Annotated in this window: 9 protein-coding genes; 8 read left to right on the top strand and 1 reads right to left on the bottom strand. The window is 56.7% G+C overall.

What is annotated here, in order from left to right:
- From M5R41_09965 to ybaK, 3 genes are all read left to right on the top strand, one after another.
- On the top strand, positions 1–1368 hold the full coding sequence (locus M5R41_09965; protein MCZ7556712.1) for a 2-oxo acid dehydrogenase subunit E2: 1368 nt from the start codon (positions 1–3) through the stop codon (positions 1366–1368).
- A 35-nt stretch (positions 1369–1403) separates the two neighbouring features.
- On the top strand, positions 1404–2825 hold the full coding sequence (lpdA, locus tag M5R41_09960) for a dihydrolipoyl dehydrogenase (protein MCZ7556711.1): 1422 nt from the start codon (positions 1404–1406) through the stop codon (positions 2823–2825).
- A gap of 207 nt (positions 2826–3032) precedes the next feature.
- Complete coding sequence (ybaK, locus tag M5R41_09955; GenBank protein ID MCZ7556710.1) at positions 3033–3497, top strand: Cys-tRNA(Pro) deacylase; 465 nt, start codon at positions 3033–3035, stop codon at positions 3495–3497.
- A 172-nt stretch (positions 3498–3669) separates the two neighbouring features.
- Here the strand turns inward: ybaK and M5R41_09950 are convergent, their stop codons facing one another.
- On the bottom strand, positions 3670–4143 hold the full coding sequence (locus M5R41_09950; protein ID MCZ7556709.1) for a hypothetical protein: 474 nt from the start codon (positions 4141–4143) through the stop codon (positions 3670–3672).
- Positions 4144–4483: 340 nt separating this feature from the next.
- Here M5R41_09950 and M5R41_09945 point away from each other — a divergent pair, with 340 nt between their 5' ends.
- The 5 genes from M5R41_09945 (at position 4484) to M5R41_09925 (ending at position 15869) form a co-directional block, all read left to right on the top strand.
- On the top strand, positions 4484–5830 hold the full coding sequence (locus M5R41_09945; protein ID MCZ7556708.1) for a lysine 2,3-aminomutase: 1347 nt from the start codon (positions 4484–4486) through the stop codon (positions 5828–5830).
- An 889-nt stretch (positions 5831–6719) separates the two neighbouring features.
- Positions 6720–7607, top strand: coding sequence for a hypothetical protein (locus M5R41_09940; GenBank protein ID MCZ7556707.1), 888 nt, complete (start codon positions 6720–6722; stop codon positions 7605–7607).
- Between the two features lie 57 nt (positions 7608–7664).
- Positions 7665–9095, top strand: a complete 1431-nt coding sequence (locus M5R41_09935) for a glycosyl hydrolase family 18 protein (protein MCZ7556706.1) — start codon at positions 7665–7667, stop codon at positions 9093–9095.
- A gap of 31 nt (positions 9096–9126) precedes the next feature.
- The gene (locus M5R41_09930; protein MCZ7556705.1) at positions 9127–11352 is read left to right on the top strand and encodes a tetratricopeptide repeat protein; all 2226 of its coding nucleotides are present in this window, start codon (positions 9127–9129) and stop codon (positions 11350–11352) included.
- A gap of 1004 nt (positions 11353–12356) precedes the next feature.
- On the top strand, positions 12357–15869 hold the full coding sequence (locus tag M5R41_09925) for a hypothetical protein (GenBank protein ID MCZ7556704.1): 3513 nt from the start codon (positions 12357–12359) through the stop codon (positions 15867–15869).
- Positions 15870–16186 lie beyond the last annotated feature (317 nt).

Genomic DNA, 16186 nt, shown 5'->3' with positions numbered 1-16186 from the left:
ATGGCTACAGAAGTAAAATTACCCGAACTGGGTGAAAATATTACCGCCGGCGACGTCGTCAGAGTACTCGTCAAAGCCGGTGATGTCATAGAAAAAGATCAGCCACTGATAGAGCTGGAAACCGACAAGGCATCTTTCGACGTACCGTCGCCCGTTGCGGGCACCATTGCACGGATCGATGTGACCGAAGGCGCGAAAGCCGCAGTCGGCAGCGTTATCGCTCTCGTGGAAGAAAGCGCCGCCGCAGCGCCTGAAGCTCCCGTCGCGAAAGCGGAAGCTCCTGCCGCCAAGGCCGAAGCTGCGCCTGCACAGATCTCGACACCAGAAGCCGGTGTTGAACCGCGCCCCCAAAAACACGAGGAGCCCGCACGGCAACCCGGTTTCGCACGTCCAGCCCCGACGCCCGCGGGAACGCACACCCCGCCGCAGAAGGAGCAGGTGGAAAAACCTGCTGTTCCCGTTCCCGCTGCTCCGAGTGTGCGCATGTTCGCGCGCGAAATTGGTGTGGATATTTCCGCCGTGCGCGGCTCCGGTCCCAACGGACGGATCTCCGTTGAAGACGTGAAAGCTCATGCAAAAGCCCTGCTCAGCGGAAGCTCGATGGCGGCTCCGGCTGCCGCGGGCGCGATGTCCGGACGTCGACAGCCTCTGCCGGATTTCTCGGCTTTCGGTTCGGTGCGCCGTGAGGCCATGAGCAAGGTGCGGAGGAAGACGGCGGAGCAGATGGAGCTGTCGTGGCGCATTCCTGTGGTGACGCAGCATGACAAGGCCGATATCACGCATCTGGAAGAGCTTCGGCATCGTTTCGCGAAAAAGGCCGATGCTGCGGGCGGCAAGCTCACCGTCACCGCTATCGCTCTCAAGGTTGCCGCGGCCGCCCTGAAAAAATTTCCGCAGTTCAATGCCTCTTTGGATATGGAAAGCGGCGAGATCGTGTTCAAGGAATACATCCATCTCGGGGTCGCCGTGGATACCGAACGCGGGCTTCTCGTACCCGTGCTGCGGGATGTGGACAATAAAAACATCCTCACCATTTCAAAGGAAATGCAGGAACTCGCGGAGAAGGCGCGCGGCAAAAAAATCATGCCGGATGAAATGTCCGGAGCGAGCTTTACCATCACCAATCTCGGCGGCATCGGCGGAACGTTTTTCACACCGATCATCAACTGGCCTGAGGTGGCGATACTGGGTCTCTCCCGTGCTGTCATGGAGCCGGTGTATAGCAACGGTGCATTCCAGCCGCGCTTGATGATGCCGCTGTCGCTTACCTACGACCACCGCGTCATTGATGGCGCGGATGCCGCCCGTTTTTTGCGTTGGTTCGCCGAAGCCCTCGAGGAGCCGCTACTGCTCGCGCTGGAGGGATAAGCTGTTTTTTTTGCATGTGAAACTGGAGTACATCAATGGCTGACATACAGCAAACCGATCTCATCGTTATCGGCGGCGGACCCGGAGGGTACGCCGCCGCCTTTTACGCCGCAGACAGCGGCATGAACGTCACACTCGTGGACACGGATAAAAATCCGGGCGGCGTCTGTCTCTACCGCGGCTGCATTCCGTCCAAGGCGCTGCTGCATGTGGCGAAACTGATCAACGAAGCAAAGCACGCCGCGGAGTGGGGCATCAGCTTCGGCGATCCGTCCGTGGATATCGACACGCTACGCGCATTCAAGAACAGGGTGGTGGACAAGCTCACCGGCGGCCTCGGACAACTCGGCGGTGCCCGAAAAATCACCTTTCTTCAGGGGTGGGCAACATTCCGCGGCAGCAAAACGCTGGAAGTACAAAAAACCGACGGGGAGAGCGTGACGCTCAGCTTCCGGCATGCCATTCTCGCAACCGGATCGCGTCCCGCAAGTATTCCCGGCATGCCTGAGGGATCGAAGCGCGTGTGGGATTCCAGCGCCGCCCTGGATCTGCCCTTCATTCCCGGTAAATTGCTGGTCATCGGCGGCGGCTATATCGGTCTGGAACTGGGTACCGTGTATGCCGCACTGGGCTCGAAGATCACCGTTGTGGAAATGACCGACGGCCTGCTTCCCGGCGCCGATCGCGACCTTGTGAATCCCCTCAAAAAGCGTTTGGACGCGCAATTTGAAAGCATCCTTCTGAAGACGAAGGTTTCGGAAATGAAGGAGCAGAAAAATGGCGTAAAGGTGACCTTCGAATCCGTCGATGGCGGGAGATCCGAGCTCTTCGATGCCGTACTGATCTCCGTCGGACGCAAGCCCAACACGCAGGGCTTTGGCCTGGAGATGACACGCGTCGCGGTCAACGAGCGCGGTTTTGTCGTGGTGGATCCGCAGCGCCGCACAGCGGACGAGAACATTTTCGCCATCGGCGACATTACCGGCGATCCCATGCTCGCGCACAAGGCCTCGCACGAGGCCCGTGTGGCGGTGGATGCCATCGCCGGGAAGAAGACCGTGTTCGAACCCTACGCCATTCCCGCCGTGGTGTTCACCGATCCCGAGATCGCCTGGGCCGGACTCACCGAAACCGAAGCGAAGCAGCAGGGACGCAAGATAGAAATCGGGCGCTTCCCCTGGGCGGCCTCGGGCCGTGCCACGACATTGGATCGCTCTGACGGCGTCACAAAGCTGCTCGTCGAGCCCGAAACCCAGCGTGTGTTGGGCATTGGTATCGCGGGTCCCGGCGCCGGTGAGCTCATCGCCGAGGGGGTGCTCGCGCTTGAAATGGGCGCCACGGTCAAGGACCTGGCCCTCAGCATTCATCCGCATCCGACCCTCTCTGAAACCGTGATGGAAGCCGCCGAGGCCTATTTCGGACATGCGACGCATTTGTTTCGACCGAAGGGGAGGTAGCAGAGAGCGAAGAGCAAAGAGCAGAGAGCACGCTCGTACAAACTCGCTCAATCCGCGCAGAATCCAGACTTCTGTGCATGGAATTCAAATCGTGATATAGACTTCCGCATCACACGGATGTGCTCTACGCTCTTCGCTCTATGCCATCAACCGCCACCACGAAGCAACCCAACATCATCAACACAGACGCTCCGCACGTAGTCAGCGATGAAGACCAACGCCCTCCGCATACTCGAAGCCCGGTACATCCCGCACGAGCAGATCAGCTACGACAGCAGCGACGAGGAAATTGATGCCGTCTCCGTGGCGGACAAAATCGGCGCGGAGCATGAGCAGGTGTTCAAGACTCTGGTGGCGCGCGGAGATAAAACGGGAACCGTCGTGTTCTGCATTCCGGGTCCGTTCGAACTCGATCTGAAAAAAGCCGCGTCGGTCAGCGGCAACAAGAGCATCGAAATGGTGAAGGCCAGGGAATTGCTGCCTCTCACCGGCTATATACGCGGCGGCTGCTCGCCTGTCGGTATGAAGAAGCTTTTTCCAACATGGATCGATGAAACGGCGCTTCTGCACGAACGGATATACGTCAGCGCCGGCGTACGCGGGATGCAAATGCTGCTCGCGCCTTCGGATTTGGCGCGGTTGGTGGGTGCGGAGTTTGTTGACGTGACGTAGGAAGCGGAGAGCATAGAGCTGAGAGCACGTTCGAGCGTCACGGAAGTACGTGCAACGGTTTGTACCCGAAGGTTCCCATTCCATCCAATGTCAGGTCCCTATGAGCAGTTCGTTTCTTAGTGCGGATATGCGTTCTGCTCTACGCTCTCAGCTCTTCGCCCTCAGCTCGCTGCTATGCCAGCAGCAGAGCAATCGCGAGTAACAGATATTGCAGCGCCAGTATGCGAAGGAAGTTTTTTCTGGGGAAGCTCTCGCCGACGATACGCTTGTACCAGCCGATGTTACCGTGCAGCCAGTGGAGCTGCGGGGGAAAGATGCGACCGCCTTCGTGGGGGCCGCCGTATACGATACGCGTGAGCAGGTAATACACCGTATCCTCGGTGTAGAACACCAGCCAGCCCAGGATAATTTGCCACGGCCATCCGAAAACCAGCACGAGAATCAGCTGCGGCAGCATCCACAGCGCTGTGATGAAAATGTGCCAGCGATGTTCGTGGAGCAGCCAGCGCGGCATGTCGCTCCACAGGCCTCCGCGGGCGAATAGCCGGCGCTTGGTGACTTCTTTCAGGGTAAAATCGACTGTCCCTGCGACGAGGTAGGGAAAAAAGATGCCGGTAAGTACTGCGGGGAGCTGATTGCTATCCATCCGTTTCGATGGTCATGACCGCCCCGAATCGTGTGTCTCACGCTTGTGTGACGGTTTCCTGTCCCTATACTACCCAGAGGTCAGACGTGAATCAAGCGTGATACGGCAGCATGCATTCTTCGCACCTCGCCACGACCAACCCATCTCTGCGCGCTTCCAGCCGTGAGACGCGTGCGCGTACGATTTTCAGGTTCGTACGATTTTCACGTTTCTGACTTGACTTTGTGGTCAGAATTGTTATCATAAAAATGATACCCTCTCCAGTGACATGCAGTGTGCTGGGCATCGCCAGGCCGCGAGAGGGCAGAACCATCCCTATTCCAATCACAAGGAGGTCACAATGGACATGCGACCGCTATCACCGCCCGGCAGGGCCAGGCCGCACGTCTTTCATTCGAAAGATCCGGCCCCGTTTACCTACTTCACCGAAAAAAATTTTGAACAGATCCCGCGCATTCGCGCACTCTCCTCAGCGGAACGGTTCGATATACGGGTAGTGTCGAGCGTTCTGCCCTTCAAAGTCAATTCCTATGTCATCGATCAGCTTATCGACTGGAGCGATATTCCGGACGATCCGATCTACCAACTCACCTTCCCGCAGCGTGGCATGCTGACGGAAGAGCACTTTCGTCGCATGGCGGAACTGCTCCGCAATGATGCGCCGCGAGAGGTGATCCGTGAGACTGCCGACGCGATTCGTATGGAACTGAATCCGCATCCGGCCGGACAGACCACGCTCAACGTTCCGAGCATGGATGGCGAGGTCCTGCCCGGACTGCAACACAAATACAAGGAGACAGTCCTCTTTTTCCCCGCAGCGGGACAGACCTGCCACGCGTATTGCACGTTCTGTTTCCGTTGGGCACAATTCGTGGGCATGAACGACTTGCGCTTCGCCGCCAAAGAAGCCGGGCAGCTCAAAGAATACATCGCCCGCCATCCCGAAGTCACCAATGTCCTCTTCACCGGTGGCGATCCCATGGTGATGAAAACGTCCAAGCTCGAGCAATATGTCGAACCATTGCTGGATCCGTCATTGGAGCAGTTGCACAGCATACGTTTCGGCACCAAAGCCCTGTCGTATTGGCCCCAGCGATTCGTGACCGACGCAGACGCCGGCGATATGCTGCGCCTCTTCGAGCGCATTATCGCCTCAGGCAGATCCGTGGCCGTAATGGCGCATTACAACCACCATCGTGAACTTGAAACACCCATGGCCCGTGAAGCCGTGCGCCGAATACGCGATACCGGTGCCGTCATTCGCAGTCAATCCCCAGTCCTGGCGCATATCAACGACAATCCGGGTGTATGGGAGCTGATGTGGCGAGAACAGGTACGTCTGGGCATCATTCCGTACTATATGTTTGTGGAACGGGATACCGGTGCCGAACATTATTTCAAAATTCCGCTGGGCAAGGCCTACAAGATTTTCCGTGAGGCCTATAAACATGTCAATGGACTTGCACGCACGGTGCGGGGGCCCTCCATGTCCGCGACGCCGGGCAAGGTGGAGGTGACCGGAGTCACCGAGGTTGCAGGTGAGAAAGTATACGTTCTGCGTTTCCTGCAGGCGCGCAATCCGGATTGGGTTGGGCGCCCATTTTTCGCGGCATACGATGCCGAAGCGAGTTGGCTGAGTCATCTACGGCCGGCCTTCGGTGAGCAAAAATTCTTTTATGAACAGTGATCACATCGAAGGTTCCAGTTCAAAGGGGTCGGCGCAAAGCGACCCCTTTGCGTTTATTTATTGAGAATTGTACAAGCAGAGAGCAGAGAAAACAGAGATCGAAATGCGCAGAGAATGAGAGTGCGAGACGAATATGCGTGCAAGCCATGTCAGACGCAGCGAATGTACGGCAGTACCGTAGCGCCCGCAGCTCGTACATGTGTCATTCACAACGATGCACTCGCCTCCGTTCCGCAAATACAAGCCCTCAACGCTCAGCAACTCTGCGCATTCTGCCTTTTCTCCTGATTTCGTCATTGCAGCAGCCGAGAAACGGGAAGGTATCACAATTTCCTCCTCGCTGCAGGAGGCTCATTGAATCGCGAAACGAAAACAGCACCCTCTCTTCACTTCGCGTCTCTGCTTCTCTGCGACGTTGCGTTCCATTCTTCTGAAGTCAGAAGGGAATTCAACGCAAAGACGCCAAGAATGGCTATTCTCACGAGCCCTGTCGCTGCAAGAAGTAGGCACCTCTGCCCTGATATCGCCAATGCAGCACCCAAATCACAACCGGAATTCCCGTAAGTCATTGAAAACAATGACTCACATTTGCAACGCAAAAAAGCGTGACGAAGGCAGGAAAGTGTGGGTTCCAGGAAACTCAAGTTCCGTGCAGCGCCCAGATCTCGCCGGAAAAACTGGTACGTCATTGAAAACAAACACGTACATTCGATCTCGCGTAGAGGATGGCGAAGTCAACGCTCGCTTCCATTCCGTAAATACTCGCCCTCAACGCTCAACATCTCTGTACATTCTGTCTTTTCGGTGTGTTTTCTGTGTGTTCTGTGGTCTGTTGTTTGTTCCCGCGGATCGCCCTATTTTTCCGAGCGTCTCACTGTGGACAGCTACTGTGCTTGCTGAATTTCAGGAACTGGCGACAGACAATACCTCCGGAGCGACGGAACTCGTTCGCAAGCTCCTCGCATTATGCGAGAACTGTGCTATTGGGTATTGTTTCGACGATATCGAAGAGGGGTTTGCCCTGCTCGAGCAATCGCAGAAAAGCATGCCTTCGCTGCATGCGGTGCTGCATATACTAAAATCCGAGTTCCTCCCGAGGTTACAGAAAGACGAGGAAACCGCTGACGCTATCGCTTATATTTCCTCGCTCGAAAAGATCCTCGCCGAATCCGGTTCCGCTATAGCTGAACTGTTCTGCTCACGCTTCACTTCACCCGTGCGCTGCGTGACGCTGAGCAGGAGCTCGACGGTGCTCGCATCGCTGCGGGCCTTGCAGGAGCACGGTCTCCTCGCCCAGGCCTTTGTGCTCGAGGCGCGTCCCATGCTCGAGGGGCATCGCACGATACGCGATCTCGATGAGCATGGAATCAGCGCGACACTGCTTACTGATGCCGCCATGGGTGTGGCGCTTTCCAAGGTGGACTACGCGGTTGTCGGTGCGGACAGCGTCAGCGCGGACGGATACCTGCTGAACAAGACCGGTACACTCCCTCTTGCCATCTGCTGCAAGGAATTCGGTGTACCGTTGTACGTGCTCAGCGACTCGCTGAAGTTTTCACCGCAGCTTCGCGAGGAAATCGTCGTGGAACACCGCCCGCCAGAGGAACTCATTCTTCGGAATACGAAAGACCATTTTTCTGTCTGGAATCGTTACTTCGAGTGGACTCCTGTCGAGTACGTCCGAGAGTTCATCACCGAGCGCGGAGCATTCACCCCGGATCAGTTGAGCGCTCTCGCGGGTGATGAGGGACTTTCGCCTGAAGCCGAATTGCGATGATGTTCTGCTACGCCGTCATTCCTGTTTCATTTCATCCCGAAAGAACACCCTGCGATTATGAGTGAGTGTCAGCGTCCCCTCCCGTTTGGCGGTATTCTCTCCGTGTTGTTTACCATCGCGTCCTTGTTGCAGCCTGTCTGTCCGGCTTCGGGCCAGGACGTCGAGGGGGCGCATCAACGGGATCAGCGCGAACAACCGCAGCCGGTATTTCCGCAAGCGCAGCCAGAGCACCTCCCTCGCAAGGCTCCCAACGCGCTTACGCATGTCGTGCATGGATACCACCCGTACTGGATCTCCGACGATGCCGTGGATCTGTATCGCCTCGATCTGCTGTCGCATGTCGCCTACTTTTCCTGCGAGATCGATCCGGCCTCCGGTCTGCCGACAAACACCCGGGGCTGGCTCACCTCGACAGTTCCGGCACGCGCAAAAGCCGCAGGCGTGAAGGTGCTTCTGACGGTGACGAATTTCGGTGCCGGTGCGAACCGGACCTTGCTCGCCAATCCGGTCGCCTGCGATACGCTGTGCGCCGTGCTCGTTCGGCTCGTGCATGCGCGCGCTGCCGACGGTGTGAGCATTGATTTTGAAAGTGTTCCGGCGGATCAGCGGGACAATTTCACGACATTTTTCGCGAAACTGCGCAACGCGCTGGATGCCTACGGCGAAGGCATGATCATCAGTGCCGCGGCGCCCGCTGTGGATTGGTCGGGCAGTTGGGATGTGTCGTCGCTTGCGGAATATATAGACCTGTTCTTCATCATGGGGTACGACTATTCCTGGTCCGGAAGCACGGCGGCAGGGCCCGTCGCCCCGTTGCGGGGTTTTTCCCTCAACGTGGAGAAAAGCGTAGACTGGTACCTTTCCCATGGAGTCCCGGCGGAAAAATTTCTTCTCGGTGTACCGTATTACGGTTACGACTGGCCGGTACAGGACGACAGGCAGCAATCTCCGGCTACCGACAGGGCCAACGCTCGAATCTACTCGGTCATACCCGACATACTCGCGCATTTTCCCCGGCAGTGGAGTGAGAGCTATTCCGTGCCCTGGATCGCTTACCGTCCGTCCGCATGGCGACAATGCTGGTACGACGACGCCCAGAGTCTCGGGCTCAAATATGCCTTCGCGAAGGAGCGCAATCTGGGCGGCGTCGGGATGTGGGCCCTGGGTTACGACGGGGTGCTCCCGGAATTGTGGGAGGAACTCCGCAAAGCCTTTACGACCACAACACGCATCGATGCGGCATGGACATCGGTGCACAGCATCGAGCTTTGGCCGCAGCCCCTCCGGCGCGGCGAGAGCTTCGCGCTGGGTGCCGTTGAGCCGGGGCTGAACCAAGCGTATTTGTACGACGTGCTTGGCCGCCGGGTATGGTCCGCCGTCTTGCCCGCGACCTCTACTCTGCGCTGCCCGGACGTAGTGCCCGGCATGTATATGCTGCGGCTGGTAACACACAGCGGGATAGCGCATAAAAGCGTCATTGTAGAATAACACCCCCCCTCCGCACAGGAACGTCAGTCCGATGAAATCGAAGAGACCCAGGCCTGCTCAGACCACAGGTAAAACCGATGGCCGGAATCTGCCATCGAAAGCGTTGCTGTATCGAAGCGGCACCGTATTCGTACTGCTTGTCCTGCTGCGAATATTTGCGGCCTATCAACCGGACGCACGCCTTTGGGGAATATCCTATCTCGCCTATTTACCGGACTGGGCCATGTATACCGTCAGCGCGTTTGGTGTGCTTCTCGCGCTCGGCATTGCCTACCCGATGTTTCGTCTCAAAGCGGCATGGATGGAAAAGTGGAGCGGGCGCACAGTGGTGTTGGTTGCGACGCTTGGTTGCGCGGCGCTGTTCTGGGGCTTCCGGATGGACACCTACTTCCTCGGTGACGGGGCAGTCTATCTCGCCGAACATTTCCGTCTGGTACGAGGGATGGATGTGTCGGACACAGTGCTGTATTCGCTCTTATCCGCTCCGCTCACAGGGTATCTCCTCGCCGGTCTGAGCACGCTGCTCTGGTCCGCGTCCGAGGGAAGCGGATTGCTGGGCAATCCGCAGGCGGCGTGGTGGCTGAGCGGCGCGGTTGCAGGCGCAGTGTATGTGTTTGTGGTGTTCTCGGGGATGCGACGCTTCAGCAACGACGGCGCCGTGCGCGTTGCCGGATTGGCAGTACTGTTGCTGGCACCCGGGGCGTTGTTCTTTTTCGGATATGTCGAGTACTACACCTTGCTCCTCACGGCCGGCACGGCCTATTTTTTCAGTACGGACAGGGCTGTTCGCGGGGAAGTACCGGTATGGATACCGGCCGTGCTCTTGGGGTTTTGCGTTGCATTTCATTTCATGTCGCTATTGTTGCTGCCGGGTTTTCTGCTTCTCCTGCATGCTCGTGGGTTGAAGGAGGATGACGGATCCGCCACGATGCGCATGTTGCGGATTGGCACCGCCGCAGCCTTGCTGCTCGGGGGATTGTGGTATTTCGCAAGCGGAACCGCGTTCGAGGGCAGCCGCGTCATTCTCTCGCTGTCGCCGTTTGGGGAGGAGGGCGCAATGCAGCACTATACGTTGCTTCATCCGGCTCATCTTCTGGATGTCGTGAACATACTCCTCCTGGTGGGTGGCCCCCTCCTTATGGTGCTGCCATTTCTTTGGACCAGAAAAATCGGTACCGAAGCGGCCATTGCGCTGGCGCACGTCCTTTTTCTGGGATTTCTTCTCTTTTTCGGCTACACCGGCTTCGGTATGGCGCGGGATTGGGATGTCAACGCACTGTTCGGTGTCGCTTTGGGGATGTATGTACTCACCCTGCTGCGGTCGCAGAGTGATGCCGCCCGTCGTTCGTGGTTGTCGTACGTCCTCGCCGGAGCCATGCTTGCGGGCACACTGCCCTGGCTTGCGGTAAACATCACAACGGAAGCGTCTGTGGCCCGTTTTCGTGATGTCATTGCACTGGATGATGAATTGATACCCGGAGATTTTGCTCTGAACGGTTACGAACATCTTCGGAAATACTATCAAAGCGTGGGGAATAGCGTCGGCGTGGCCTGGGCGATACAAAAGAAGACCGAGATGGTTGGCTACCCCGATGATTTCCGGAAATATGTTCTTGCGGCGGTGACAACCATGCGCGGTGCGGAACGGGAGCTTGCATTCACAAGCGCGTTGGGCGGTATACTGGAACGATTGAGACGGATGAAAGACGGCGGTGTAGAGAAGCTGTATGAAGGAAGTATGCGCAGTTTCGAGGAAGTGTACACGGAAACGCTGATGCAGGCGGAGTATCTCGGCCTCGCCGGTGCGCTGCAGCCGTCACTGGCGCGTACGTATCTTGACAGTCTTCGTGCACTTGAAACCGCAGGGGTGGGGGTGGTGCTCGCCGAGGGGTTGATGCGCGAGGCACGCGGCATACCACCGGAATCGATAGCGCAGTTCGCGTCTGCTGCCGCGGCGATTGAATCCAGTGGCACCCTTGCGGCGTATGCGGGTCGTGTATTACTCGCGAACGGCCGCTACGAGGAAGCCGTCGTGGTTCTGCGAAGGGCGATAGAGTTCGACAATCAATTTACGCTCCCCTCGCTCTATCTGGCGCAAGCATTATTGCGGCTCGATACCCCTGATCCAGCTGCGGCCGCGGAACAGCTCCGGCGTTTTCTCGCCTCACCTGAAGGACATAGGGTGGGTGATCCGGCGGCGCAACGGCAGCTCATCGATACCGCCGAACGCATGTTGCTGCAGCTCCAGACGCAATAGCGAAGCGAAGCGCTTCATCAGAGAGTAGGGTGTTTGCTGTGGCCTCACGTACGGCAGCGATGCATCCGCTATCGTCGCTGATTACCGTGTGGGACAAAGATACCATTTACGGGAAGTTTTGCGCCACGGTACCGTGACCATTGCTTCTCCTCTTCGAGGACGCTCAACGAAAATCGTTACAAATCGTTGGTCCTGCGCGAAGCAGTGAAAGGAAAGTGGGCGATACATGAATCGCCCATTTTGTTGCCGCCTGACTTCTCCCAAGCACTTCCCGCCTGGGCACTGTGTTCAATGATGCTCCTCATCCAAAACGCCCAATGAAAATCCGCGAAAATGTTTACGCATGCGCGAAGCAGTGAAAGGAAAATGGGCGATACATGAATCGCCCATTTTGCTGCCGCCTGACTTCTCCCACGCACTTCCCGCCTTGGTACTGTGTTCAATGACGCCCCTCATCCAAAACGCCCAATGATAATCCGTGAAAATACTTGTACATGCGCGAAGCGGCTACAGAGAAGTGGGCGATACATGAATCGCCCATCTCCCGTGAATAAGTGAATCCGATATTCCACGGAACCTTACACTCGCAATAGACGACGAGTTTGATAAGAAGCCAAGCCCGGCTGAATTCTGCAATTACCCCGAGTTACGGTCACCACCATCATGGACCAAAGGACCTGAAATCCCTCGTGTTCACCCGTCAGCTGCCGGCTCATGGCCCACAAAACATTCAGTGTGAAAAATAATCTCATGAAAATGGTGTTAAAATCAATGAAAATGGGCGAATCGTCAAGTCAACGGGCAGAAATAACGTGGCAAATAATCACTGTGAAAAGAATTCTCTATTTTCCCTTGCATGCAGCGGTGATGTGCTTTATATTCACTATGACCTGCCGGACAGCGACTCGGTTCAGGCCAGGAGCCCTGATGCTCATGCAGACGGATCTTCACCAGAAACAGATTCCAATAAAACGACCACAGAGTACATCACATACAGGAGCCTCATGATGAAAATCTCTCTTACCCGTTCTCGTGGATTACGCTTCCTTCTCCTGGGCGTCCTGCTCCTCGGCTTAGGACTTCTTTCACCCAGCGTGCATGCTCAGCTCAACGGTGTCTACACCATCGGACCGAGCGGGACCTATTCGAATTTCAACGACGCCGTGACGGCGCTTGTCGCAAACGGTGTCTCGGGACCGGTCACCTTCAATGTTCAGCAGGGAACCTACACACAGCAGGTCTCCATTCCTGCGATTACCGGAGCCAGTTCCACGAACACCATCACGTTTGACGGCGGCGCAGGAAACGCCGCGACCCGAATCCTGCAGTACAACACTGCAAGCCAGGGGGATTACGTGTTGAAGCTCAATGGTGCGGACTATTTCCGTTTCAAGAATCTGACAATTCGCGCGACCGGTTCCACGTACGGGTTTGGTGTATTGTTCACAAGTCAGGCCAACTACAACCACCTGATTGACTGCAGCATCGAGGTTTCCACTACCTCCACGAACTACTACTGTATCGCGGTTCATGCGGGCAACGGCACATCGTATTCCGCCTACGGAAACTGGGCGAATCATACGCTGGTCGAAGGATGCCGCATCAAAGGTGGTGGCTACTACGGAGTACGCTTCAACGGCTCATCATCGTCTTCGACGACGCTGAGCGTCAACAATCGCTTCATTAACAATGAAGTCACCGACTTCAACAACTACGGAATGTATTTCTATTACCAACCCGCATTGCAGGTCAACTACAATTATATTCGCCCCCGTGTCTCAACATCCAGCAGCTACGGTATCTACTCCTATTACGCCAACGAAGGCGCGCAGATGATCGGCAACGACATTCAGGTCTACTACAATCCGCTGCGCTCCATGTATCACAACTACGCGCGATCGAGTTCGAACGTCCGTGGTCTTGTCGCGAACAATATGCTCGTGGCGACGTCCTCGAGTACGAACTATGGCCTGTATGTGTCCTACCCCCGGTACACCGATGTCGTCTATAACACTTTGTACATGCACGGCAGCAGCACCGGCTACGGTATTTACAATTACGGGGCGACAACCAATTACGACAACAAGTATCTCAACAACATCATCGCAAAAAAGGGCAGCGGAACCTTCTACGCGATTTACAATCAGTACTCGAGCGACATGACGGCGTTCGACCACAACCTCTTCTGGTGCGACGCGAACGTCACGCCGTCTTTCCGTTGGAATGCCACGATTTACAGTGGACTGACCGCCTTACAGAATGCGGTGCCTTCACGGCATCAAAACTCTGTGTACGGTGATCCGTATTTCACCAGCGATACGGATCTGCACAGCAGCTCAGATGCTGCGTATCAGGCCGGTCTGTATTTCGCGGGTGTGACCGACGATTTTGATGGTGACACGCGCCTCGCGAATCCCTGCATCGGAGCCGACGAATTCCCCGAGCCGCCGCCGATGTACGAAATCGGCATTGCGAAAGTCCGACTGAATTACGCCGACGGCAAATGGACACGCGGCGAGGATCCAGCAGCTCATTCCGTTGATCTTGTTCTCGAGAATAACGGCAGGGAGACAAATCCGAGCGGCATCAGCATCACCTATAAGGTGGGAAGCATGCCCACAAGCGAATTCGACGGTGTACAACAGACCTTCAGCCCGTCCTGGAGCAATGGAAAGGCGGTGGTGCGCTTTAACCAGAAGGTGAGCGGCCTGGTGCCGACCGCAGGGCTTACGGTGCACGCCAGAGTATTCTGGGCGTTGGACGCCGATCCCGCAAACAACAGCGGCAGCGACACCCGCACCGTGGATAATGGAAAAATTCACGGTCGGGAAAATTTCAACGCCATGCTCGCGCCTGATTTCAGCGACGACCCCGGCTATCTGGATTACGATTGGAAGGTGACCGATCCTAACGGAGGAACAACCTGGGTGGTGGCGAATGGTGTCGGCGTCGGTGCCACCAATGGTATCGAGTACGCCGGAGACACCCAGACCGCGGATGACTGGCTGTTCACACCTCCCGTGGAATTGCTTGCTGCGGCGAGTTACCGAATTGCCTTCGTCGTCAAGTCCGTAACCGGTGCACCCCAGATGCTGGAGGTTGCATACGGTTCGAGTCCCGATCCGGGTTCAATGACGACGTTCGCGACATTCTCCAACTTCACGAACACCGACTTCCTGTCCGCAAAGCAGCTTGCCGGTGGAATGGATCCGTACTTCAATACCCCGGCGACGACCGGAGCGTATTTTATCGGATTCAGAGTCATCAGCAACGCCGGTGCAGGGGCGCTCGTGATAGACGACATTGTCCTTGACGACAATCCCTCACCTCCTCCGAAAATCGCCTTCGGAAATCCCGGAGATCCGCTCGAGACCTTTATGGATAGCCCTGAGAGCAAAATCGCGATTCAGGCAAACTACAAGGCACCCGGTTTGATCACGAAGACCTATCAGGTCGTCTCTTCTACGGACATCTATGGCGTAAACGGAGACTTCCTCTGGGATGTGGAGTCCAACACCTCATGGATCAAGCTGACCAAGGCCACCCCCGAAGCGACGGCGCAGGGGTACAATTTTTCACCGCCACGTCCGCGTCAGTTCCAGGATTTCACACTCACCGTGAACCCGAACGGCTTGGCGCCGGGTCTCCATGTGGGACAGATAACCTTTTACGGCATTCTCTTCAACGACGACTTCCCGCCACCCTCCAGTGGATTGATCGCTACCAACGAACCGCTGACCATTGACGTGGAACTCCGCGTGGTGAACGCCGGGACGAAGAGTGGTTCACAATTCGAGGAGCACACTGTAAGCGGACTCACTTCGGGGAACACCTACGATTTCAAGGATCCCGACACCGGCAATCCGATTGCTACTGTCGAAGTGACGAGTGGTGACGTCACCGGTATGACGATACGAGCATATCCCTACCAACTTCCGCAAAACCTCGCGCGCATGCTCTATGTGAAGCGCTACTGGCAGATCACAACGACGGGCAGCGGCTGGTGGACTGCAAACATCACCTTCCCCTACTCCGATCAGGAAGCGGTGATGGTCGCAGATCGCAATCAGCTTCACGGTGTGCGTCAGGCAGTGGCGCTGGGCCAGTGGGAAGATCCCATCGTCGGTACCAGCTCTACTTCCGATCCGGGGATGAATATCGTGAAGGTGTTCGATTTGAATCCGACGAACAGCACGGGCAATATCGTGCTCGCGCAGTCGTACATGATGGGGAAGCCGGGTGACGCCGCGCCGACGGCTTTCGCGCTCGAGCAGAACTTCCCCAATCCTTTCAATCCTTCGACGAGCATCCGGTTTACGGTTGCCGACGAGCGGCAGGTCCGGCTGACCGTCTACAACAATCTCGGTGTGGAGGTCGCGGAACTGCTGAATGACGTACTGCCATCCGGCCAGTACACGGTCGATTTCAACGCTTTGACATTGCCCACAGGAACCTATACCTGCCGCATGGTCGCGGGGGATTTCGTGGGCTCCGTTCAAATGATCCTTTCCAAGTAACATTCGGATCTATCTCCGCAACGAGGCCATCCACTGTGGATGGCCTCGTTGCGTTTTGGGTAAGCGGATTCTGATCGAAGCGCAGACATTCTTCAATAACATCAGCGCGGAAGCATCAGGGCAGCCGCAGAGTATCGCGGCAGAATACGGGGGCGGATTCTTCACGCGAAAAAGAGATTGCCACAGCGAGAGGCCCGAGTGCGCCGGAATAATCAGGGGTACCGACACGCAGTCCCGACAATCGGAACGGCAGCAGGACGAGCGGCACAGCAGCGCCGCGTGCAGGGCGACGGTGGGAGTATCTCCGGAGCAGCTTT

Source organism: Bacteroidia bacterium (genome assembly GCA_027493955.1).
Taxonomy (GTDB): Bacteria; Bacteroidota; Ignavibacteria; order SZUA-365; family SZUA-365; genus JAOSJT01.
Note: the sequence above shows the minus strand (reverse complement) of the source record. Positions and strands in the feature narration are given on the sequence as shown.

What these genes read in the sequence shown, in the direction of transcription:
- M5R41_09950 (MCZ7556709.1), bottom strand. Translation starts at nt 4,143, where the DNA reads ATGGATAGCAATCAGCTCCCCGCAGTACTTACCGGCATCTTTTTTCCC.
- M5R41_09925 (MCZ7556704.1), top strand. Translation starts at nt 12,357, where the DNA reads ATGATGAAAATCTCTCTTACCCGTTCTCGTGGATTACGCTTCCTTCTC.
- M5R41_09930 (MCZ7556705.1), top strand. Translation starts at nt 9,127, where the DNA reads ATGAAATCGAAGAGACCCAGGCCTGCTCAGACCACAGGTAAAACCGAT.
- lpdA (MCZ7556711.1), top strand. Translation starts at nt 1,404, where the DNA reads ATGGCTGACATACAGCAAACCGATCTCATCGTTATCGGCGGCGGACCC.
- M5R41_09945 (MCZ7556708.1), top strand. Translation starts at nt 4,484, where the DNA reads ATGGACATGCGACCGCTATCACCGCCCGGCAGGGCCAGGCCGCACGTC.
- M5R41_09935 (MCZ7556706.1), top strand. Translation starts at nt 7,665, where the DNA reads ATGAGTGAGTGTCAGCGTCCCCTCCCGTTTGGCGGTATTCTCTCCGTG.
- M5R41_09965 (MCZ7556712.1), top strand. Translation starts at nt 1, where the DNA reads ATGGCTACAGAAGTAAAATTACCCGAACTGGGTGAAAATATTACCGCC.
- ybaK (MCZ7556710.1), top strand. Translation starts at nt 3,033, where the DNA reads ATGAAGACCAACGCCCTCCGCATACTCGAAGCCCGGTACATCCCGCAC.